This window comes from Comamonas jiangduensis (assembly GCF_030162955.1).
Lineage (GTDB): Bacteria > Pseudomonadota > Gammaproteobacteria > Burkholderiales > Burkholderiaceae_C > Comamonas > Comamonas jiangduensis.
Genome location: NZ_JARXOV010000009.1, coordinates 82,318 through 103,184, shown reverse-complemented (window position 1 = coordinate 103,184; position 20,867 = coordinate 82,318). Strand labels below are relative to the sequence as shown.

Annotated in this window: 19 protein-coding genes; 8 read left to right on the top strand and 11 right to left on the bottom strand. The window is 59.9% G+C overall.

Features of this window, described 5'->3' with window-relative positions:
- Positions 1-40: 40 nt before the first annotated feature.
- Complete coding sequence (gene pyrG, locus QEP12_RS09165) at positions 41-1,702, bottom strand: CTP synthase (RefSeq protein WP_174862495.1); 1,662 nt, start codon at positions 1,700-1,702, stop codon at positions 41-43.
- 155 nt (positions 1,703-1,857) lie between these two features.
- Positions 1,858-3,576: a group II intron reverse transcriptase/maturase gene (ltrA, locus tag QEP12_RS09160; protein ID WP_284214049.1), complete on the bottom strand. Its 1,719-nt coding sequence runs from the start codon at positions 3,574-3,576 to the stop codon at positions 1,858-1,860.
- 1,066 nt (positions 3,577-4,642) lie between these two features.
- On the opposite strand from ltrA, the gene coaBC reads away from it, so the two are divergent.
- The 3 genes from coaBC to dut are packed head-to-tail and all read left to right on the top strand — an operon-like array spanning position 4,643 to position 6,961.
- Complete coding sequence (gene coaBC, locus QEP12_RS09155; RefSeq protein WP_284214048.1) at positions 4,643-5,872, top strand: bifunctional phosphopantothenoylcysteine decarboxylase/phosphopantothenate--cysteine ligase CoaBC; 1,230 nt, start codon at positions 4,643-4,645, stop codon at positions 5,870-5,872.
- Positions 5,873-5,913: 41 nt separating this feature from the next.
- Positions 5,914-6,480, top strand: coding sequence for a hypothetical protein (locus QEP12_RS09150; protein WP_284214047.1), 567 nt, complete (start codon positions 5,914-5,916; stop codon positions 6,478-6,480).
- 31 nt (positions 6,481-6,511) lie between these two features.
- Positions 6,512-6,961 carry a dUTP diphosphatase gene (dut, locus tag QEP12_RS09145; RefSeq protein WP_174862505.1) on the top strand — a complete coding sequence of 150 codons (450 nt, stop codon included), beginning with the start codon at positions 6,512-6,514 and terminating at the stop codon, positions 6,959-6,961.
- A gap of 195 nt (positions 6,962-7,156) precedes the next feature.
- Here dut and QEP12_RS09140 read toward each other — a convergent pair whose 3' ends face one another.
- The 3 genes from QEP12_RS09140 to QEP12_RS09130 are packed head-to-tail and all read right to left on the bottom strand — an operon-like array spanning position 7,157 to position 9,587.
- The gene (locus QEP12_RS09140; RefSeq protein WP_284214046.1) at positions 7,157-8,560 is read right to left on the bottom strand and encodes a sensor histidine kinase; all 1,404 of its coding nucleotides are present in this window, start codon (positions 8,558-8,560) and stop codon (positions 7,157-7,159) included.
- Positions 8,557-9,228: a response regulator transcription factor gene (locus QEP12_RS09135; protein ID WP_284214045.1), complete on the bottom strand. Its 672-nt coding sequence runs from the start codon at positions 9,226-9,228 to the stop codon at positions 8,557-8,559. Before QEP12_RS09135 ends, QEP12_RS09140 begins: the two co-directional genes overlap by 4 nt.
- Entirely contained in the window at positions 9,228-9,587 is a 360-nt protein-coding gene (locus tag QEP12_RS09130; protein ID WP_174862508.1) for a PepSY domain-containing protein, read from the bottom strand. The genes QEP12_RS09135 and QEP12_RS09130 overlap by 1 nt, the downstream gene beginning before the upstream one ends.
- A 164-nt stretch (positions 9,588-9,751) precedes the next feature.
- Between QEP12_RS09130 and QEP12_RS09125 the strand changes: the two genes are divergently transcribed.
- The gene (locus QEP12_RS09125; protein WP_284214044.1) at positions 9,752-10,114 is read left to right on the top strand and encodes a PepSY domain-containing protein; all 363 of its coding nucleotides are present in this window, start codon (positions 9,752-9,754) and stop codon (positions 10,112-10,114) included.
- An 82-nt stretch (positions 10,115-10,196) separates the two neighbouring features.
- On the top strand, positions 10,197-11,567 hold the full coding sequence (locus tag QEP12_RS09120) for a ferredoxin reductase family protein (RefSeq protein WP_284214043.1): 1,371 nt from the start codon (positions 10,197-10,199) through the stop codon (positions 11,565-11,567).
- Between the two features lie 133 nt (positions 11,568-11,700).
- Here the strand turns inward: QEP12_RS09120 and QEP12_RS09115 are convergent, their stop codons facing one another.
- A complete protein-coding gene (locus QEP12_RS09115) occupies positions 11,701-12,228 on the bottom strand; it encodes an FKBP-type peptidyl-prolyl cis-trans isomerase (protein WP_284214042.1) in 528 nt (175 codons plus the stop codon).
- Positions 12,229-12,470: 242 nt separating this feature from the next.
- Here QEP12_RS09115 and QEP12_RS09110 point away from each other — a divergent pair, with 242 nt between their 5' ends.
- Both QEP12_RS09110 and QEP12_RS09105 read left to right on the top strand, forming a co-directional pair.
- Positions 12,471-13,598, top strand: a complete 1,128-nt coding sequence (locus QEP12_RS09110) for a cupin domain-containing protein (protein ID WP_284214041.1) — start codon at positions 12,471-12,473, stop codon at positions 13,596-13,598.
- A 175-nt stretch (positions 13,599-13,773) separates the two neighbouring features.
- Positions 13,774-14,055, top strand: a complete 282-nt coding sequence (locus tag QEP12_RS09105) for a hypothetical protein (RefSeq protein WP_219164066.1) — start codon at positions 13,774-13,776, stop codon at positions 14,053-14,055.
- A gap of 229 nt (positions 14,056-14,284) precedes the next feature.
- Here the strand turns inward: QEP12_RS09105 and bamC are convergent, their stop codons facing one another.
- The 5 genes from bamC to QEP12_RS09080 all read right to left on the bottom strand — a co-directional run bounded on the left by bamC (position 14,285) and on the right by QEP12_RS09080 (position 18,632).
- Positions 14,285-15,391, bottom strand: coding sequence for an NlpB/DapX family lipoprotein (gene bamC / locus QEP12_RS09100; RefSeq protein ID WP_284214065.1), 1,107 nt, complete (start codon positions 15,389-15,391; stop codon positions 14,285-14,287).
- Between the two features lie 51 nt (positions 15,392-15,442).
- The gene (gene dapA, locus QEP12_RS09095; protein ID WP_174862509.1) at positions 15,443-16,339 is read right to left on the bottom strand and encodes a 4-hydroxy-tetrahydrodipicolinate synthase; all 897 of its coding nucleotides are present in this window, start codon (positions 16,337-16,339) and stop codon (positions 15,443-15,445) included.
- A 212-nt stretch (positions 16,340-16,551) separates the two neighbouring features.
- Positions 16,552-17,145, bottom strand: coding sequence for a class I SAM-dependent methyltransferase (locus QEP12_RS09090; protein ID WP_219164067.1), 594 nt, complete (start codon positions 17,143-17,145; stop codon positions 16,552-16,554).
- A 115-nt stretch (positions 17,146-17,260) separates the two neighbouring features.
- On the bottom strand, positions 17,261-17,425 hold the full coding sequence (locus QEP12_RS09085) for a hypothetical protein (RefSeq protein WP_284214067.1): 165 nt from the start codon (positions 17,423-17,425) through the stop codon (positions 17,261-17,263).
- A gap of 10 nt (positions 17,426-17,435) precedes the next feature.
- Entirely contained in the window at positions 17,436-18,632 is a 1,197-nt protein-coding gene (locus tag QEP12_RS09080) for an MFS transporter (RefSeq protein WP_284214064.1), read from the bottom strand.
- A gap of 212 nt (positions 18,633-18,844) precedes the next feature.
- Between QEP12_RS09080 and QEP12_RS09075 the strand changes: the two genes are divergently transcribed.
- Positions 18,845-20,824 (top strand): DNA topoisomerase IV subunit B, encoded by a 1,980-nt coding sequence (locus QEP12_RS09075; RefSeq protein WP_284214040.1) that lies wholly within the window; start codon positions 18,845-18,847, stop codon positions 20,822-20,824.
- Positions 20,825-20,867 lie beyond the last annotated feature (43 nt).

The window sequence follows — 20,867 nt, the reverse complement described above, 5'->3', positions numbered from 1 at the left end:
TGGCAGCTCCTTTTTTTGCTATTTTCCAGTCTGTGGAAATTTAAGCCTTCTTGCCCGACTTCGCCTGGCCGTCCATGGCCGCCTTGATGAAGGCATTGAACAGTGGGTGGCCGTTCCAGGGGGTGGACTTGAACTCGGGGTGGAATTGCACGCCGATGTACCAGGGGTGGACGTCCTTGGGCAGTTCCACGATCTCGGTCAGCTGCTCGCGCTGCGTCAGCGCGGAGATCACCAGACCGGCTGCGCGCAGCTTGTCCAGATATTGCACATTGGCTTCGTAGCGGTGGCGGTGGCGCTCGGTCACCACGTCGCCGTAGATGCTGTGGGCCAGGGTGCCGGGCTGCACGTCGGACGACTGTGCGCCCAGGCGCATGGTGCCGCCCAGGTCGGAGTTCTCGTCACGGGTCTTGATCGTGCCGTCCTCGTCCTTCCACTCATTGATCAAGGCGATCACGGGGTTGGGTGTGTGGGGATCAAACTCGGTGGAGTTCGCGCCTTCCAGGCCAGCCATGTGGCGGGCGTACTCGATGGTCGCGACCTGCATGCCCAGGCAGATGCCCAGGTAAGGCACCTTGTTTTCACGGGCAAACTTGGCGGTCGAGATCTTGCCTTCCACACCGCGCGAGCCAAAGCCGCCGGGCACCAAAATAGCGTCGTACTTGGACAGCTGTTCCTTGGCGTTGGCGTCGGTGATGGTTTCCGAGTCGATGTGGGTGATCTTCACGCGGGTGTGGTTGCGCAAACCCGCGTGCTTGAGTGCTTCGTTGACCGACTTGTAGGCGTCGGACAGTTCCACGTACTTGCCGACCATGGCCACTTGCACTTCGCCCTGGGGGTGCTCGGTTTCGTAGACCAGATCATCCCAGCGCTTGAGGTTGGCAGGTGCGGTGTTCAGGCGCAGCTTGTCGCAGATCAGACCGTCCAGGCCTTGCTCGTGCAGCATGCGGGGCACCTTGTAGATGGTGTCCACGTCCCACATGGAGATCACGCCCCACTCTTGCACATTGGTGAACAGCGAAATCTTCTCGCGTTCTTCATCAGGCACAGCGTATTGCGCACGGCACAGCAGCGCATCCGGCTGGATACCGATTTCGCGCAGCTTTTGCACGGTGTGCTGGGTGGGCTTGGTCTTGAGCTCGCCCGCCGCTGCAATGTAGGGCAGGTAGCTCAGGTGCACGAAGGCCGCATTGTTCTGGCCCAGTTTCAAAGCCAATTGGCGGATAGCTTCGAGGAAGGGCAGCGATTCAATATCGCCGACGGTACCGCCCACTTCACAAATCGCCACGTCCACCGCGTCATCGGTGCCGATACCGGCGCCGCGCTTGACGTATTCCTGGATTTCGTTGGTGATGTGGGGGATGACCTGCACGGTCTTGCCCAGGTAGTCGCCGCGACGCTCCTTCTCCAGCACGGTCTGGTAGATACGACCGGTGGTGAAGTTGTTGGACTGCTTCATGCGCGTTTCAATGAAACGCTCATAGTGGCCCAGGTCCAAGTCGGTTTCGGCGCCGTCGTCCGTCACAAACACTTCGCCGTGCTGGAAGGGGGACATCGTGCCGGGGTCCACGTTGATGTACGGGTCCAGCTTGATGAGGGTGACTTTGAGGCCGCGCGACTCGAGCAGCGCAGCAAGGGAGGCTGAGGCGATTCCCTTGCCCAGGGAAGACACCACACCGCCTGTGACGAAGACGAATTTGGTCATGTCTTGTTCGTTTTTATGGTGGTGGGAGGGTAGGGACGGTTCATTGCTGAACTATCCCCCCCTAAGAACCGGACTTGCGACTTTCATCGCATCCGGCTCAAGCACAACTCACCAATCTTCAGGTAGTTGGAATCCATGATTGTAAGACCAGGACCTTACCCCCGAAGAATGCGAAGCCTTTGTGAGGCCGGCTTAACAACTGTCAGCCCAAGAGCGTGCAGCCGTGTGTGGCAGACCGGGTGCAAAAGCACACGGTTGGACATCGCATCTGACCCACCATCCACTTTGCGAACAATGTGGTGGTCGTGCCATCCGCTTTGAAAATCCAAAGGTTCTGTACAAAGTGCACAACGCCCATCCTGTTTAATGAACAGCATCGAAGTCTCGTACTGATACGCCATGTTTTTAGTCATGCGCTTCGTTCTTAACTTCTCGCCATACACCTCCCAGGCGGGGTCAAAGGGGTTGTATTCCCCTTTAATTTTTTCGTGTCGCACGATCTCTGTATCAGCAAGCTTCAACAGTTTCCATGTGCGCGAACCTTCTGTCGTTTTCACAGTTGCAGCGAACTCGTCTCGACCGTTGATGCGCTGCCAGTAACGGCTTTTGCACCACGGTCTAGATTTATTCGAATGGCGTCTTCTTGACCAGCGCACAAGACGCCAGTGAATCAGGTTGTCCATCCGATTGAAGGCTTCTTTCGCCACCACCGGTTGGTGGTACTGCGCCCAGCCTCGAAGGACTGGGTTCAGTTTGGCAATGAGATCCTCCTGCTTCACCGAAAGATGTGTCTTCACGATTGCCCTAACCTTGCGATAGAACGCTTGCACGTTCTTTTTACTTGGTTTGATGAGTAACTTCCCCTTGTACTTGCGGAAGTTCCATCCCAGGAAATCAAACCCTTCATCCATGTGCACGACTTTCGTCTTTTCCAGCGACAGTCGCAGTCCTCGTTGTGCAAGGAAGGCTTCTATCCACGGCCTGACTTCGTTGTGCAGCAACTCTTGCGAGTTGCCGGTCACCACAAAATCGTCGGCGTACCGGATCACATGAACTTTGAGTTCTTTGACCTTTGACTTTTTCAACTTCGCACCTAGGTGCAATTTCAGCTCAGTCTCTAGTCCGTTCAAACACATATTCGCCAAGGTTGGCGAGATGATGCCGCCTTGCGGCGTCCCTTCTTCAGTCGGCGATAAGCGACCCTGATGGATCACTCCGGCCTTCAGCCACTTGCGCAAGATTGTCTTGTTCATCGGAACATGACGCACCAGCCACTCGTGGTTGATATGGTCAAAACAGCCTTCAATATCTGCCTCCAGCACCCAAGGGGCTGCGCCCTTTTGGGCGGTTGAGACAAATATCTGCCCCATAGCATCTGCCGTTGAGCGGTGTTTCCTAAAGCCGTAGCTGTTCGGATCGCTCGTGGTTTCAGCTACAGGCTCTAGGCTCAGCAGGTGGAGTGCCTGCATTGCTCGGTCAAACATGGTTGGAATGCCCAAAGGGCGCTCTTTCCCGTTTGACTTGGGGATATAGACCCGCCGAAGCGGTTTGGCTTTATACCCCCGTTGCTGCTTTAACCGACCTATCGCCGCCCATTTCAGGGCAGGTGAATCCCAAAGCTGACGATCGACACCTGCCGTTCGCTTACCTTGGTTTTCAGTAACTCGTCTCACCGCCAATGCTCTGGCAGAAAACGAGTGGTTCAAAGACCTTTGCAAAGCTTTCACCCTGCGCCAGTCCTTCTCCTGCGTAGCCTTCGCTATACGTTGCTGCGTCGTTCGCACGAACCGCTCAACCAGATGCCAATCAATGGCATGCCAGTTTTGCGGCTCGCGTGAGGACGCAGAACCACTGGAGTCAATGGTCTTTCTCATGCTTTCCTCTTCGAGTTAACCCCTTCGGAAGACGCACGAGAGCCCCCAACGGGGATTCGTACATCCCCATTGGGTTCGATTAAACATAGACAGCCGTCTAACGACGGTTGCACCAAGTGGAAGTGGGCACGCTTTCGCGTCAGGGTACAGGCCCCTATGCCACCCATTACAGGCAGCCATTCGCTTTTTCCACCATCCCATACCCCCTCATCCAACAGGTCGCCTTACGGCTTCCCTGCCTATGCGCTTGCGCGCACAGGCGGACAGTGGGGCTTACCACGTTCCCTGATCTACCGATATGAATGGATTGCTCCATCAATACCTGTCCGTTTAGGGCTCATCTCTCCTGGGGCTACGCATATGACGACGAATTTCTACTTCACACAGAAATTGCCTGCAGCACACCTTTTGGTTATGGCTTATCAGCAGATTTAGCCATTCAATCTTTACCCAGGTTCAAACGATGATTCACTTTACGTTGCCCATGCGGAACTAGCCTAGCCTCGCAACCGCCTTTCTGCTGGCAGTCTTCTCTCCTCCTTCTTGCGAAGGTGGATTGCCGTTTCCGGGAGTTCATTGTCCGGTGAGCTTCAAACAGAGCCATTGCTGGCTTTGCATGTCACCGTAGGCTACTTGTGGTCGCACACAAGGTCATGGCGATCCATTGCTGGACGCATGACAAGGCAGATCAGAGCTTTGCGCTCTTCCGTCTCTCCACAACCCACTTGAAAATAAATTTCAGGCGTGTTTCATCCTTGCCACATTGCTATGGCAAAAATGGGCCAAAACGGCGCGCAAATCCCTGAAAGGGACGTGCTAATGCTTGCCTTCCCCTTGTGAGGAAAGGCGTACAGCCGAATTGAGCCATTCGGCTGCAGATTGAAATTGCTACTTATTAGATAGCAATGGGACTTACACCAAAAAGGCTTATCGTCCGTTTTAAAAGGTGGTTCTAGACCACAAAGCGCGACACGTGTCGCACGTAAAGCGAGATTATAGGTGCCAGCCAGCAATCGCCGCTTGCCCGACGGGGCAATTGACCTTGCTGCTCTGCTACATTCGCGCCATGCAAGAACTCGTTGGCAAACACATTGTTTTGGGCCTCTCAGGGGGCGTTGCTTGTTACAAGACGGCACATTTATGCCGTCTGCTGACCAAGGCAGGGGCCACCGTGCAGGTGGTGATGACCGAGGCCGCCGAGCAGTTCATCACCCCGGTGACCATGCAGGCGCTGTCGGGCCGCACGGTCTATACCTCGCAGTGGGATGCCCGCGAGGGCAACAACATGCCCCACATTAACTTAAGCCGTGAGGCCGATGCCATCGTTATCGCGCCGTGCAGTGCCGACTTTGTGGGCAAGCTGGCCCAGGGGCGGGCCGATGAGTTGCTCAGCCTGCTGTGCATTGCGCGCCCCATCGAGCGGGTGCCGCTGCTGCTGGCCCCGGCCATGAACCGAGAGATGTGGGCCCACCCCGCCACGCAACGCAACTTTGCCCAAGCTGCCGCGGACGGCGCGCAGGTGCTGGGCGTGGGCGTGGGCGACCAGGCCTGCGGCGAAACCGGCGATGGCCGCATGCTGGAGCCCGAAGAACTGATCGAAGACATTGCCGCCTTTTTTGCCCCCAAGGTGCTGGCCGGGCACCAGTTGCTCATCACCGCTGGCCCTACGTTTGAGGCGATTGATCCGGTGCGCGGCATCACCAATCTGTCCAGCGGCAAGATGGGTTTTGCGATTGCCGCTGCGGCGAAGGCGGCGGGGGCTGAGGTCACGCTGGTCGCTGGGCCAGTGCATTTGCCCACGCCCCGGGGCGTGCAGCGCATCAATGTGCAGTCGGCCCGGCAGATGCTGGATGCCGTGCAAAGCCACGTCGCTCAAGCAAGTATTTTTATAGCGACTGCCGCAGTTGCAGACTGGCGTCCGGCCAGTTTTAACGATCAAAAAATCAAAAAGGATGGCTCAGGCGAAGTGCCTGCGCTGGCCTTTGTGGAGAACCCCGACATCCTCGCCACCGTGGCCCAGTCCGAGCGCGCACAGCGTGGCGATCTTTACTGCGTGGGGTTTGCGGCAGAAAGCCATGATTTGCTGGCGCACGCCACCGCCAAACGTGCGCGCAAGGGCGTGCCGCTGCTGGTGGGCAATATCGGCCCGGCCACCTTCGGGCAAGACGACAACGCCTTGCTGCTTGTGGACGCCCACGGCCACCGTGAGCTGCCACGTGCCAGCAAGGCTGCACTGGGCGTGCAACTGGTGCAGGAGCTGGCGCGGCGCTTACCTGCGTTGCAGGCAAAGACTTAAGCTGCAGACAGCATGTTTTACCGAACCACCTGAGGTTGTTTATGGCGTTGCTCCCTGCTGCTCCCTCGCGCAAGCTCAAGCTTTTTGCTGTCGCTCGGCCCAATTATTCGGACTACAACGGCCCTCCCGATGGTGACTATGTGCGCTATGTGGAAGGGCTGGTGGCATGGTCTGAACAGGAGCAAGAACGCCAGCGTCTCAAGGCCTTAGGGGCTAAAGGCCATGTTCCAGCCTCTGCGCCACCAGACAGCGAATGGGGGCATGCGCCATCAAAATCTGCTGCGGCAGCTTCTGTGACTGTGAATGCCTATGCCCAGCCCGGGGGCGTAGAGACAGCGGTTGACCGTCTTAAACGCAAGGCGCAAGCGCAAGCCGTGAAGTTGCCGCAGCAAGCAAACAGGGCCACTAAAACTCAGACAACGGCGGCAGGAACTACCCAAAAGCCGCAGAAAAAAGCCGTCGCACCGTCAAGTTGGGTGTTGTTTATTGGAGCGCTGATGGCAGTGGCAATTTTTGCTTCTGATTGGCTGCCCATCGCTATCGTTGCTTTTGCGGCGATCAACTTGGTTCGTGCAGTGCGCAAGGCTTCTCGCGCTGGCAGGTCTTAATTCGTTGTTTTGCGCATTACCATCGCATCCCATGCAAGTAGATATCAAGATTTTGGACGCGCGTCTGCGCGAGAACATGCCCGCCTATGCCACACCTGGCAGCGCAGGTTTGGATTTGCGCGCCTGCATTGACGCGCCTGTGACGCTGGAGCCCGGCCAGTGGCAGTTGATTCCCACCGGCATGGCCATGTATTTGAAAGACCCGGGTTACGCCGCGATGATCCTGCCGCGTTCGGGGCTGGGCCACAAGCACGGCATCGTGCTGGGCAATCTGGTGGGGCTGATTGATTCGGACTACCAGGGTCAGCTGATGGTCAGCGCCTGGAACCGATCGCCCACAGCTTTCACCTTGCAGCCTATGGACCGCCTGGCCCAGCTGGTGGTCGTGCCCGTGGTGCAGCCTACTTTTAACGTGGTGGACGAGTTTGAAGCGGTGTCTGAGCGCGGTGAGGGCGGCTACGGCTCGACCGGCAAGCAATAAGCGCTTTGCGATGTGGGGTGGCTGAAGCTGCCCCAGTCTCAACTCCAGCCTGCCTCCTTGTAAGGATGCAGGCTTTTATTTTGATAGCTGTTAGCGCTGGTATTCCAAAGCTTTCCGATGCTTTGTGTGTGGAAATGCTTGCAGATCAAGCGCTATCAGCTCTTGTTTTTGAATGCAGTGTGGCGCTGCGCAGCCCTATTGCAGCGCCGCAGGCAGGCACAGCCGCATGCGCAGGCCGCCCAGGGGGGAGGCATCGGCGGCCACGGTGCCACCGTAGGTGTGGGCCAGCTCACGCACAATGTCCAGCCCCAAACCCGCGCCGGGGCGCTGCTCGTCCAGCCGCTGGCCACGCTCAAAAATTTGCTGGCGCTGGGCCGCCGGAATGCCGGGGCCGTCATCATCCACCGTAAAGCACAGCAGCGCGCCTTCGCGCGTGACCTGCAGCCGCACATGGTGGCGCGCCCATTTGCCTGCGTTGTCCAGTAAATTGCCCAGCATCTCGAACAGGTCTTGCGCTTCGCCGCGAAAAGCCAGGGTATCGGCACTGCCGATTTGTTCAAATTGCACATCGCGTGCCGCATGCAGCCGTTGCATGGTGCGCAGCAGCGCTTGCACGGGGGCTTGCACCGGCGTGCGCAGGCCGGTGGCGCGCACAGCGGCTGCGGCGCGTGCGCGGGCCAAGTGGTAGTCCACCTGGCGCTGGGCGGTGGCGACTTGCTCTTGCACCAGTTGTGCCAGCGGGCTGTTTTCCTGCGCAGCCGCATTGCCCAGAATGCTCAGCGGCGTATGCACGGCGTGGGCCAGATTGCCCGCTTGGGTGCGCGCGCGCTGCACGATGTCGGCATTGGCGCTGAGCACGTGGTTGAACTCGTTGATCAGCGGCTGTAGCTCGTTGGGGAAATCGCCCTGCAGCTGGGTGGATTGGCCGGTGCGCACGGCGCTCAGGCGCTGGCGCAGCCTATCGAGCGGGCGCAAGGCCAGTTGCAGCTGTACGGCCACGGCCAGCGCCAAGCCCGCCGCCAAGGCGCCCAGTGCGGTCAGCAGCATGGTGGTAAAGCGCTGTACCGGTTCTGCAACCAGTGCCTGATCGGCCGCGACTGTCAGGCGCAGCAGCGGGGCGTTGGCGTCGGGCAGCTGCAAGGGGCGGCTGACGGCCAGCAGTTCGTGGCCTTGGGCGTCTTGCAAGGACACCACGGCGTAGCCCTGCGGTGTGGTGCCGGGGAACGCCGTGTCTGCGGGCAAAGGCAGTTGCTGGTCCCACAGCGAGCGTGAGCGCACCACACCCGCATCGGCCGCACCGGTGGGGGGTAAAACATCGACTTGCCAGTACAGGCCCGAGAGCGGCGTGGAAAAGCGGGTGTCGCCTGCCAGGGGAAGAACTTCCACGCTGCTGTCAGCACTCCAATTGACGGAAGCGCTGAGCTGGTTGAGCTGGCGCACCAGCTGGTCTTGCAGCTGCTGGCTGACGTGCTCGTGAAATAAACCTCGCAAGCCCCAGCCGGCTACAGCAATGGCCAGGGCAATCCAGATCAAGGTGCCCAGCAGCAGGCGCATGCGCAAAGAACCATGGCGCAGTGAGAGCGATGCGGGCAGCTTCATGGTGCAGGGTCAGCGGCGTGCAGGCGATAGCCCAGACCGCGCACGGTTTCAATGCTGCCGGGCGGCAATTTTTTGCGCAGGCGGCCCACAAAAACTTCGATGGTGTTGGAGTCGCGCTCGCTGTCGTGGGGATAGAGGTGCTCGGAGAGTTCGGTGCGTGACAGCACCTCGCCCATGCGTTGCATCAGCAGCGAGAGAATTTTGAATTCATGGCTGGTCAGAATCAGCGGCTGGCCATCGACGGAAACTGTGGCTTGCCGCGTATCGAGGCGAATGCTGCCGCACTGCCATTCGGCGCTGCTGTGGGGTGACAGACGCCGCAGCAAAGCGCGCAGCCGCGCCAGCAACTCCTCCATGTGAAAAGGTTTGGAGAGGTAGTCATCCGCACCAGCATCCATGCCCGTGACTTTTTCGTGCCAGGCGCTGCGCGCAGTGAGGATGAGCACCGGCATCTGCCGCCCCTGTGCACGCCAGTGGCGCAGCACACTGAGGCCATCGACCACGGGCAGCCCCAGGTCCAGCACCACGGCATCAAAGTTTTCTTCTTCACCCAGATACTGCGCGGTGGCGCCATCGGCGGCCGTCTCTACGGTGTGCCCTGCCGTCGTGATGGCGTGCGCCAGTTGAGCCAGGAGTGTGGGTTCGTCTTCAACCACCAAAATGCGCATCAGTCTTGCCTCTTGCGCCGTACGCTGAGCACGCGCCCATCCACGGCATCGACTTTGAGTTTGGTGATTTGGCCGTTGGTTTGCAACAGGCGCATTTCGTAAATGAAGCGGCCCTCGTCGTGTTCAAACTCTACTTTCAAGACCTGGCCCTGGAACTGGCGCTCGACCTGGTCTAGTACCGTGCGCAGCGGCAGCACCTTGCCGGCTTGCAGGGCTTGGCGTGCGAGTTCGTGGTCGCTTTCATTGGAATGGGCCTGTGGCCAGCCTTGCAAAGCGCCGGTCCACAAAGCCGTGCCCAGCGCCAGGCTGCCCAGCAGGGCCAGCAGATGGCTGCGTCGCAGTGAAGAGGTGTAAAGCATGAAGGGAGGGGGAGTTTTTTGCAGTGCAAACGCTTGGGTTATAGCGGGTGGCGGATGAACGGCAGATGAATCGCCGCTTCAGATTGTGTTCACGGTGGGTTTTGAAAAATAACCACCAGCCAGCGCTTTGCTGGGCATTGTTCACACAACCGGAGGTTTTCACCATGCACGCACATCAGATTTTGTCGTTGTCTACTGCACGCCGTTGGGCCGCAGCCAGCTTGTTGGCCGGGCTTTCGATGGGCGCCATCGCGCAGAGCGCGCCCGTTGCCCCCGCTGCCCCCGCAGCCGCCACTGCTGCGGCCGCAGCAACCGCCCCCCAAGCCGCTTCAAAGGTGCAGCAGCCCTCGCTCAATATTCGCCAAATCTATGACCGTTTGGATGCGGCGGGCTACCGCGAGCTGCAAGAGATCGAGTGGTCAGATGGCCGTTATGAAGTCAAAGGCATGAACGCCCAGGGCGAGCGCGTGAAGCTGGAGGTGGATGGCAACACCGGCGAAGTGCTGCGCAGCCGCACCAAACGCTGATAGCTTGCCGGGCTGGGCCATGGCAGGCCACTCGCCCGGCGCAGGTAGATCTCAAAAACAGTAAAAAAAGATTGGGGGGTGTATGCGAGTACCCGTTGCGTTCGGAGCTTGGTTGCTGCTGTTGACGGCTGCATGGCTAACCGCTGCCTTGCCTTGGGAGGCGCTTGGCAGCGCACAAGGCGCTGCGCTGTGGTGGCAACTGCGCCAGCATGCGCTGTACCTGAGTGGCGTGTGGAGCATTGGCATGATGTCGCTGGTCATGCTGCTGTCGCTGCGCCAGCGCTGGATGGAGTGGCCGCTGGGCGGCATGGATCAGGTGTACCGCCTGCACAAATGGGCAGGCATTGCTGCCGCCGTGGCAGCCGTGCTGCACTGGGCGGCCGATGAGTCGAGCGATTTCATCAAAGACATCTGGGGCAAAGCCGGTCGCCCTGCGCGCGAAGTTGTGTGGAGCTGGGCCGTAGATTGGCGGGGCAGCGCCAAAGACGTGGGTGAATTTGCGTTTTATGCGCTGCTGGTGATGGTGGTGCTGACGCTGTGGCAGCGCTTGCTGCCGTACCGGCCCTGGCGCTACATCCACCGCGTAATGCCGGTGCTGTACCTGTTGCTGGCGTTTCACACGCTGGCGCTGTTGCCGCTGACTTTCTGGCAAGCGCCGATAGGCCTGCTCATGGCAGCACTGCTGGTGCTGGGCAGTGGCGCTGCACTGTGGTCACTGGCAGGGCGCATTGGCCGGGGCCGCAACAGTTATGCCGCCCAGGTGCAGGCCGTGCAGCTGCTGGGCGCAGATGCGGGCACCGACCCTGTGGAAGTGGTGTGCGCCATGCCCACCCGCTGGAAGGGGCATCAGCCCGGGCAGTTTGTGTTTGCCAGTTTTGAAGGGCTGGAAGGGCCACACCCCTTCACCATTGCCAGCGCCCCCGATGGCTATGCGCGTACGGACGATGGCCGGCAGCTGCTGCGCCTGGTGATCAAGCCGCTGGGCGACTACACCCAGACCTTGCATGCCCGCCTGCAGCCAGGGCAGACCGTGCGCATTGAAGGCCCCTATGGCCACTTTGATGGCCAAGGTGCAGCCCGCCGGGTGCAGGTCTGGATTGCCGGTGGGGTCGGCATCACCCCGTTCTTGGCCCTGTTGCAAGCGCGCCAACCGGGTGCGGCCAACGCGGCGGATCTGCAACCCGCGCACATGCATTACTGCACGCGCGATGCCGAGCGTGATGTGCTGCTGCCGCAGTTGCGGGCTTTGTGCGCCCAGGCCCAGCCCCGCGTGACGCTGCAGGTGCACGATGCTGCCCAGGGCGACTATCTGACGCCCGAGCATTTGGCGCAGTACGGCGCACGGCTGGATATCTGGCTGTGTGGCCCCGCTGGTTTGGGCAAGGCCATGCGCCAAGCTGCCCGCCAACGCTGGGGCTGGCGCATGCACCAAGAAGCGTTCCAGATGCGCTGATCCATAAGAAAAGCCTGCTTGCGCCATGCAAGCAGGCTTTCTTTTTAGGAGCTGTTGGCGCTGGTATTGCCTGGCTTTCCAATCGATAAGCGTTGGAAAACAAGTTAATCCAAGCGCAAGCAGCTATCTTTTTTTAGTGAATGGTGGTGTTGCCGGGGGCGGGGGGCGGGGCGATGCGGAAAAAGCCCGTACCCGCACTGCCGCGGCCAATTTCTTCTTCCGTGGCTTCGCGCACGGCTTCCACCTTGATCTCAATGCGCAGGGCAATACCAGCCAAGGGGTGGTTGCCGTCCAGCACCACGTGCTCGGGGTAAATATCGGTCACGGTGTACAGCGCGTCTTTGGGTGCGGCGGCATTGCAGCCTGGCGGCAAAGCACTGCCTTCAAAAGTCATGCCTTCTTCCAGCTCTTTGGGGAACAGGGTGCGCTGCTCCAAGAAGATCAGTGTGTCCACATAGTCGCCAAACGCATCTTCAGGCTCCAGATGCAGTTGCAGCGTGTCGCCCACCGTGTGGCCTTGCAGCGCTTCTTCAATGCGCTTGAGCAAGTCGTCACCGCCGACGAGAAACTCCACGGGTGCGTCCAGCACATCCAGCTCATCGCCCAAAGTGTCTTTGAGGGTCCAGGTCAGTGCGACCACGCATTGGGGGGTGATTTCCATATCCATACCTTTTGATGTGGGGCCAGCCAGCAGTGGCGCTGGTTGCCAAAGAGCGAGAAATTGTACCGGGGCAGCCTTGGCGTGCCGGGGCGCAGGGGTACGCCATTCGGCCCGGCGTACACACAGGCATTGCGGCGGCGCAAATCGCAGCCAGCGGCTTTCAGAGGAAAATACCTGCCATCGTGCACGGGGACGGACTGTCCCAGCGGCTGCATCTCCCCCTCTAACCAAATAACACGCATATGGACACCAAAGCCCCTTTGACGCTGCTGGGCGGCATTTCGCCCGAGAAATTCATGCGCACGTACTGGCACAAAAAGCCTTTGCTGATTCGCCAGGCCATCCCCGGCTTCAAGCCCATCTTGAACCGTGCGCAACTGCTGGCTTTGGCGGGCGAAGAGGGCGTGGAGGCGCGTTTGATCGAGCAACTGGGTGGTGGCGAATGGAAGCTCTCACACGGGCCTTTCCCGCGTCGCAAGCTGCCTGCGCTGACCAAGCCGGGCTGGACAGCCTTGGTGCAAGGCGTGGATCTGCACAATGAAGACGCCCATGCACTGCTGCAGCAGTTTCGCTTTGTGCCCGATGCGCGCATGGACGATCTGATGATCAGCTTTGCCACCGACCAAGGCGGCGTCGGCCCGCACTTTGACAACTACGACGTGTTCTTGCTGCAAGCCCACGGCAAGCGCCGCTGGCGCATTGGTCGCCAAAAAGACTTCACGCTGCAAGAAGGCGTGCCGCTCAAAATCTTGACCCACTTCGAGCCCGAAGAAGAGTTTGTGCTGGAGCCCGGTGACATGCTCTACCTGCCCCCAAAGTGGGCGCACGACGGTATCGCCGAAGGCGAGTGCATGACGTACTCCATCGGCTTTCGCTCGCCCAAGCAAGACGAGATGGCGCGTGAAATCTTCCTGCGCATGTCCGATGCGCCCGATGAGTGCCCCAAAGACGTGGTCTACAAGGACCCCAAGCAAGCCGCCGTAGAAAACCCGGGCCTGATTCCGGCAGATATGTACGAGTTTGCCCGCGAGGCCTTGAAGAAGGCGTTGGCCGAACCCCTGGCGCTGGAGCGCGCCTTGGGGGAGTACATGACCGACCCCAAGCCCAATGTCTGGTTTGAGCCTGCCGAGGGCTTTGCCATGATTGAAGGTGTGCGCCTGAACCGCCGCACCCGCATGATGTATGACGCCAAGCACATTTTTATCAACGGCGAGAGCTATCTGGCGGGCGGCAAAGACGCCAAGCTGATGCAGAAACTGGCCGATACCCGCGCTTTGAGCGAGCGCGAGGTGCAGCAGTTCAGCGACGATGCGCTTGAGCTGCTTTCGGAGTGGGTGGATGCGGGGTGGGCCGATAGCGTGAATGCTTGAAATACACAAAGTTACAAATTGCTGTTACTCGCCTTGTAAACCAAACATGTAACGCGGGCGTTGATGAGGGAAAGCTAGCGTGCATACGATGTCCATTTCGGGCACAGCGCTGGCGGCAGATTGGCCGTGCATGGGTACGGCGCTGCACCCTTTCTCAACCCTTAGAGGTATAGATATGAAGAACGCTTTCATCTTGGCAACCGTTATCGCTTCTGCTGCTCTGGTCGCTTGCGGCAAGAAGGAAGAAGCTCCTGTGGCACCTGCAGCTCCTGCTGTGGAAGCACCCGCTCCTGAAGCTGCAGCTCCTGCTGTGGAAGCACCTGTAGCCGCTCCTGAAGCTGCTGCTCCTGCGGCTGAAGCCGTTGCTCCTGCTGCTGAGCAAGCTGTTGACGCCGCCAAGGCTGAAGCTGACAAGGCTGCTGAAGCTGCCAAGTCTGCTATCGAATCCGCTAAGTAATTCAGCGTTGCTCCTGCTTCGGCCGGAGTAAGCCAAGAAAAACCCGCTGTGTGCATGCGCAGAGCGGGTTTTTCTTTTTGTCTTTTGATCTGTCGGTGTGTGTTGTTGCTGCTGGCATGTAAGCGCAGCCACGTATGCAATGAGGCTGTTGCTGCCGCTGCAGCTGTGCATAAAAAAACCGCTTGCATGCGGCAAGCGGTTTTTGGAGCGGTGGCGCTGAAGCCTGTAATTACTTCAGATCGTCTGCGATCACACGCACGATGCGCTGTGCAGCTTGTTTTTCGGGCTGTCCCTTGGAGTCCAGTACTGTCACCTGGGTTTGCTCGCCTTCGCTGCGCACCGCAATTTGGTACTGACCTGGCTTGTTTTCGGGCTTGGAGCTGAACCAGCCGCTGAACCAGCCCTTTTTCTTTTCTTGCGTATCTGGGTTGGGTGCTACGTAACGTACGTAGTACACGCCCTTGGAGCGGTCACGGTCTTCCACGGTAAAGCCCGTGCGATCCAAGGCCACACCCACACGGCGCCATGCACGGTCAAAAGGCTCAGCCAGTTGCACGGTGGGTTGACCGTTGATGGTGCTGACTTTGGCCGAAGGTGCAGCTTGCACCGTGGTTGCCTTGTCGGCAGCGACCAAAGCGCGCGATTGCTCTTCGGTGGTGCCCAGCTTGATCATCAGGCGGCGCAGGAATTCGGTTTCCAGCTCTGGATCCGAAGGGCGAGGCTGCCAGATGGTGGAGTCCTTGTTGCTGTTGCTGTAGACCTCTTCCATGCCACGGTGGGTGATGTAGATCTCGGTCTTGCCGTCCGCACGGCGCTCCAGGCGCGTGCGGAAGCGGTCACGCTCGCTAGTGGAGTACAGCGAGTCAAACACCTTGCCCAGCGTGGAGCGAATGATGTCTTGCGGCAACTTGGCGCGGTTTTCGGCCCATTCGGTTTCGATGATGCCCAGATCGGCTTTTTCCTGCGACAGGTTAAAGCCGTGGTCCAGCCAGAACTCGCGGGTAGGTTCCCACAGCTGGTCGACAGGGCGGCTTACCACCAGCCAGCGCTTGTCGCCATCGCGCTTGATTTCGACATCCCCCACTTGCAGGGGCGCTGCGCGCTCCACCGTGGGCACCTGGGCTTGGCCTGCTTGCAAAGCCACCGCAGAGACGGAGCGGTCAGGCGCTGCGCTGTAGCGGGTGTCTTTGGTCAGCTGTGTCAGGTCTGGAGGGACTTCCAGCGTGCTGGCCTTCTTGGCGCTCTTGTAGTCGATCTTGCTCTCTTCGATGACGGAGCATGCAGACAGTGCGACGGCCAAGCCGATCAGGCTTAAGCGGGCGGTAGTTTGGGTCACTTTCACGCGGAAATTCCTCGGGTGATGCAAAGACGGTTAAAGCAATGCGAATTAAATCAAACCTGCATTGCGCAGCGCGGTTTCTACCACAGGCTGGTACGCGGCCGACAACTCGGTCATGGGCAGGCGCAGCGTGCCGCCACAGTGGCCCATGCGTGCCACGGCCCATTTGACGGGGATGGGGTTGGCTTCGATGAACAAGTGCTTGTGCAAAGGCATGAGCTTGAACTGGATTTCCATGGCGCGCTGGATGTTGCCAGCCAGCGCTGCGGCGCACAGCTCGCTCATCAGGCGCGGAGCGACGTTGGCCGTCACCGAGACGTTACCGTGGCCGCCGCACAGCATCAGGGCTACGGCGGTGGGGTCGTCACCGGAGTACACGCCAAAGCCCTGGGGCACATCGCGGATCAGCCACTGGGCGCGTTCGATGTTGCCGGTGGCTTCCTTGATGCCGAAGATGGAGTCGATTTGCGCCAGGCGCAGCACGGTGTCGTGCTGCATATCGGCCACGGAGCGGCCGGGCACGTTGTAGAGCATCATGGGCAGGTCGCCCACGGCTTCTGCAATGGCCTTGAAGTGCTGGTACTGGCCTTCTTGCGTAGGCTTGTTGTAGTAGGGCACCACTTGCAGCTGGCTGTCGGCACCCACACTCTTGGCAAATTTGGCCAGCTCAATCGCTTCATGCGTGCTGTTGGCACCGCAGCCAGCCATCACGGGCACGCGGCCTGCGGCTTGCTCCACGGACACGCGAATGATTTCGCAATGTTCCTCCACGTTCACGGTAGGGGATTCACCCGTGGTGCCCACGACGCCAATGCAGTTGGTGCCTTCGGCAACATGCCAGTCAATCAATTTGCGCAGGCTGGGGTAGTCGACGCTACCGTCCTCGTGCATAGGGGTGACAAGGGCGACGATGCTGCCTTTCAAGGCGACTGTAGATGTGGTCATGACCGCAAGAGAAAACGGAAAAAGGGCATTCTAACGACTGCGCAAACGGACATCGCAAGCAATGTATGCGCGTTGACCCTAGGCAACATGCGCGGGTCACGCTAGTCCAAGCAGATGCTTTGAAAAAAGTAGCTGTTAGCGCAAGTTATACAGCGTTTTTGAGGATGAATCTATCGCAAAAGTTGATTCTTACTGCGCTGGCAGCTCCTGTTTTAGATGTGCGCTGGCAAGGGCGACGCCATCAGCGGTAAAGGAGGCGGTGTAGCATGCCTAGCATTGATCGCCACCATGCGTTGCACCACGCGCTCGGGTGCTGTGCGAAGCCCGTGTTCGTAAGCCACGATGTGCCAGCCTGCGCACACTTGCAGCAATTCGCCGGGGGCAAGCAAGAAATCGGGGCGCGAGGGTCTGCCGTAGGCTTCGTTGCCTTGGGCAAACGTTTCATAAAGCAGTGCGCCACCTTCGCGCACGCTGGCCAGCAACTGCGGCCACAGGGGGCGCCACAGGTAGTTGGTGACCACCACCGCATCAAACTGCTGGCCCGGCAGCGGCCATGCTGCATTTTCGATATCGGCTTGCACCGCCTGGATGCTTGCGGGTAGCTGGGCCAGTGCGTCAGGGTTGCGGTCAATCCCTGTCACGCGATGGCCTAAACCTTGCAGATAGGCCGCATGCCTGCCAGTGCCGCAAGCCACGTCCAAAACGTGGGCCTGTGAAGGCAGCAAGTGGGCAAAGCGTTGAATCCATTCAGAGGGCGCAGCCACGCTGGCTGTGGCAGGGGGCGAAGGGGGCAAAGAACTCGGCATAGTGCTGCCAACTATAGGCCAGCGCCGCACAAGGCCTGGGCAAACCACGGCTGCAGTAGCAGCATCCGTCCAGGGCCAGGGTAAGGCGGCTTCACGTGGGAGCGCGTGGCTCAGCTCAAAAGCAGGCCCACACCTGGTCGGCCAGCGTGAGCATGAATTCCGGGCGTGTGTACAGTGCAAACACCGCCAGCAAGGCAGCCAGCACGACGGCCCAAATTAGCGCCCGCAGCCACGTGGGCAGCGGTGCAGCGTGGGGAGGGGTGTGGGGTGCGGGCGTCATGCCAGTCATATTAAGCGGCGACGGCGGTTTTGCGCTGCAGGGGGGCTTCACGCACAGGCAGATTGACCAGTGCGGCAAACACGCCCAGGGCAATCGACAAGTACCACACCATGTGGTAGTTGCCATTCACGTCGTACAGGTAGCCGCCCAGCCACACCCCCATAAAACTGCCGATCTGGTGGCTGAAGAAGACAAAGCCGCCCAGCATGGATAGGTGCTGCACCCCAAAAATCTGGGCAATGGTGGCATTGGTCAGCGGCACGGTCGACAACCACAGAAAGCCCATGGCCGCAGTAAAGAGGTAGACCGACCAAGGCGTCAGCGGCAGCAGCAAGAACAGGATGGTGACCACGGAGCGCATGCCGTAAATGCCCGACAGCACATAGCGCTTGTGCATGGGGTATTTTTGGCCCAGATGGCCCGCCAGGTAAGTGCCAAAAATATTGAACAGCCCCACCAGCGCCAGGCCAATGCTGGCCACGTGCGGTGGCAGGCCAAAGTCTTTCAGGTAGCTGGGCATGTGCACGCCGATGAACATCACCTGAAAGCCGCAGACAAAGTAACCGCAGAGCAGCAGCACAAAGCTGGGGTTGGTCCATGCTTCTTTGAGTGCTTGGCCCACGGTTTGCTCACGCTGTGGCGCAGCGCCCGCGCCAAAGCCGGGCTCGCGCAGGCCAAAGGCCAGCACGGCAATGATGAGGACCATCGCCGCCAAAATCAGCAAGGCATTGCTCCAGCCAAACTGTGCAATCAGCGTGCCTTCGACGGGCACCATGAAAAATTGGCCAAACGAGCCCGCCGCTGCCGTTACCCCCATGGCCCAGCTGCGGCGCTGGGGCGGAATCTGGCGCCCTAGCACGCCGTAGATCACGGCATAGGTGGTACCGGCCTGCGCCGCGCCAATCACCACGCCGGTGGTCAAGGCAAACAACAAGGTATTGGGCGACAAGGCCATGCCCACCAGCCCCAGTGCATACAGCACCGCGCCACACAGCAGCACCTTGAAGGCGCCGATGCGGTCGGCAATCATGCCGACAAAAATGCCAAACACTCCCCACGACAGGTTCTGGATGGCAATTGCCAGCGAAAAGCTCTCGCGCGTCCAGCCCATGTCTTGCGTGATGGGCAGCAGCCACAGGCCAAAGCCGTGGCGTATGCCCATGGCCAGTGTGACGACCATGCCCCCGCACAGCAGGACTTGCAGCATGGGCAAACGCTGCGTGGATGACGGTGGTGTGTTGTATTGCATATGCCGCAATGTAGCGAAACACGCTGCGCAAAGCTGCAACATACGGGATACGGATTGCGCAAAGCAGCCATCGAATGGCACGATGGTTGTTTTGCGCAAGCCGGAGTTCCCGATTGGTTACTGTGAATTTATCCAGCACCGAGCTGTGGCCGGAACTACAATCCGCCCCCATGGCAGCTAAACCCTCTACTTCTGCATCCGCTTATTCGGAAGGCTCAATCCGCGTCCTCAAGGGCTTGGAGCCCGTCAAGCAGCGCCCCGGCATGTACACCCGTACCGACAACCCCTTGCACATCCTGCAAGAGGTGATCGACAACGCGGCCGACGAAGCCCTGGCCGGATACGGCAAAAAAATCAAAGTCACGTTGCACGCCGACGGCTCGGTCAGTGTCGAAGACGATGGCCGTGGCATTCCCTTCGGCCTGCACCCGGAAGAAGGGGCGCCGGTGGTGGAATTGGTCTTCACCCGCCTGCACGCGGGCGGCAAGTTTGACAAAGGCAATGGCGGTGCGTACAGCTTCTCGGGCGGTCTGCACGGCGTGGGCGTGTCGGTGACGAATGCGCTGTCCACACGCTTGGAAGTCACGGTGTTCCGTGATGGCCAAGTCGCCAGCTTGACCTTCTCGGGCGGTGATGTGGTGGAGCCCCTCATCACCCGCCCCATCGCCAGCGGCGACCGCAAGCAAGGCACCACGGTGCGCGTGTGGCCCGACGCTAAATACTTTGACAGCGCCAACCTGCCCATGGGCGAGCTGGTGCACCTGCTGCGCTCCAAGGCCGTGCTCATGCCCGGCGTCAGCGTCACGCTGACCAACGAGAAAAACAAAGACGTTCAGCAGTGGCAATACAAGGGCGGCCTCAAAGACTATCTGGAGCAATCCCTCACCGCCGACGCCGTCATCCCGCTGCTCGAAGGCGAAGGCTATGCCGACAAGCACAGCGAAGCTTTTAGTGAAGGCGAGGGTGCCGCGTGGTGCCTGGCCTTTACCGAGCTGGGCGCGCCCATGCGCGAGAGCTATGTCAACCTGATTCCCACCACCGCCGGCGGCACGCACGAAAGCGGCCTGCGCGATGGTCTGTTCCAGGCCGTCAAAAGTTTTATCGAGTTGCATGCGCTGCTGCCCAAGGGCGTCAAGCTCATGCCCGACGACGTGTTCGCGCGTGCCAGCTTTGTGCTGAGCGCTAAGGTGCTCGATCCGCAATTCCAGGGCCAGGTCAAAGAAAAGCTCAACAGCCGCGATGCCGTGCGTCTGGTCTCGGGCTTTGTGAAGCCCGCCATGGAACTGTGGCTCAACGCCCATGTGGAGCACGGCAAAAAGCTGGCCGAGTTGGCCATCAAGGCCGCGCAAACCCGCCAAAAAGCGGGCCAGAAGGTGGAAAAGCGCAAGGGAAGCGGCGTGGCCGTGCTGCCGGGCAAGCTCACCGATTGCGAAAGCCGCGACATTGCCGACAACGAGGTGTTTCTGGTGGAGGGCGACTCCGCCGGTGGCTCCGCCAAAATGGGCCGCAACAAAGAGACGCAAGCCGTGCTGCCGCTGCGCGGCAAGGTGCTCAACACCTGGGAAGTGGACCGTGACCGCCTGTTTGCCAACAACGAGGTGCACGACATTTCGGTAGCGATTGGTGTCGATCCCCATGGCCCCCACGACGAGCCCGACCTCTCCGGCCTGCGCTACGGCAAGATTTGCATCTTGAGCGATGCGGACGTGGACGGCTCCCACATCCAGGTGCTGCTGCTCACGCTGTTCTTCAAACACTTCCCCAAGCTGATTGAAACTGGCCATGTGTACATCGCCCTGCCGCCGCTGTTCCGGGTCGATGTACCTGCCCGCGGCAAAAAGCCAGCGGCCAAGGTGTACGCACTGGATGAGGGCGAGCTCAATGCCATCCTCGACAAAGCCGCCAAGGAAGGCGTGGCGCGTGAGAAGTGCCAGATCAGCCGCTTCAAGGGCTTGGGCGAGATGAATGCCGAGCAACTGTGGGAAACCACACTCAACCCCGACACGCGCCGCCTGCTGCCGGTGCAAGTCAGCGGGCTGGATGCCATTGCCTCTGCGGAAATCTTCGACCAGCTCATGGGCAAGGGCGAAGCCGCCGCGCGCCGCGAGCTGATGGAGCTGCACGGCGACGAAGTGGTGGTGGACATCTAAAGTGCCCCGGCTGCCGTGCCCACAGCAGCTGCGCACTTGTCTG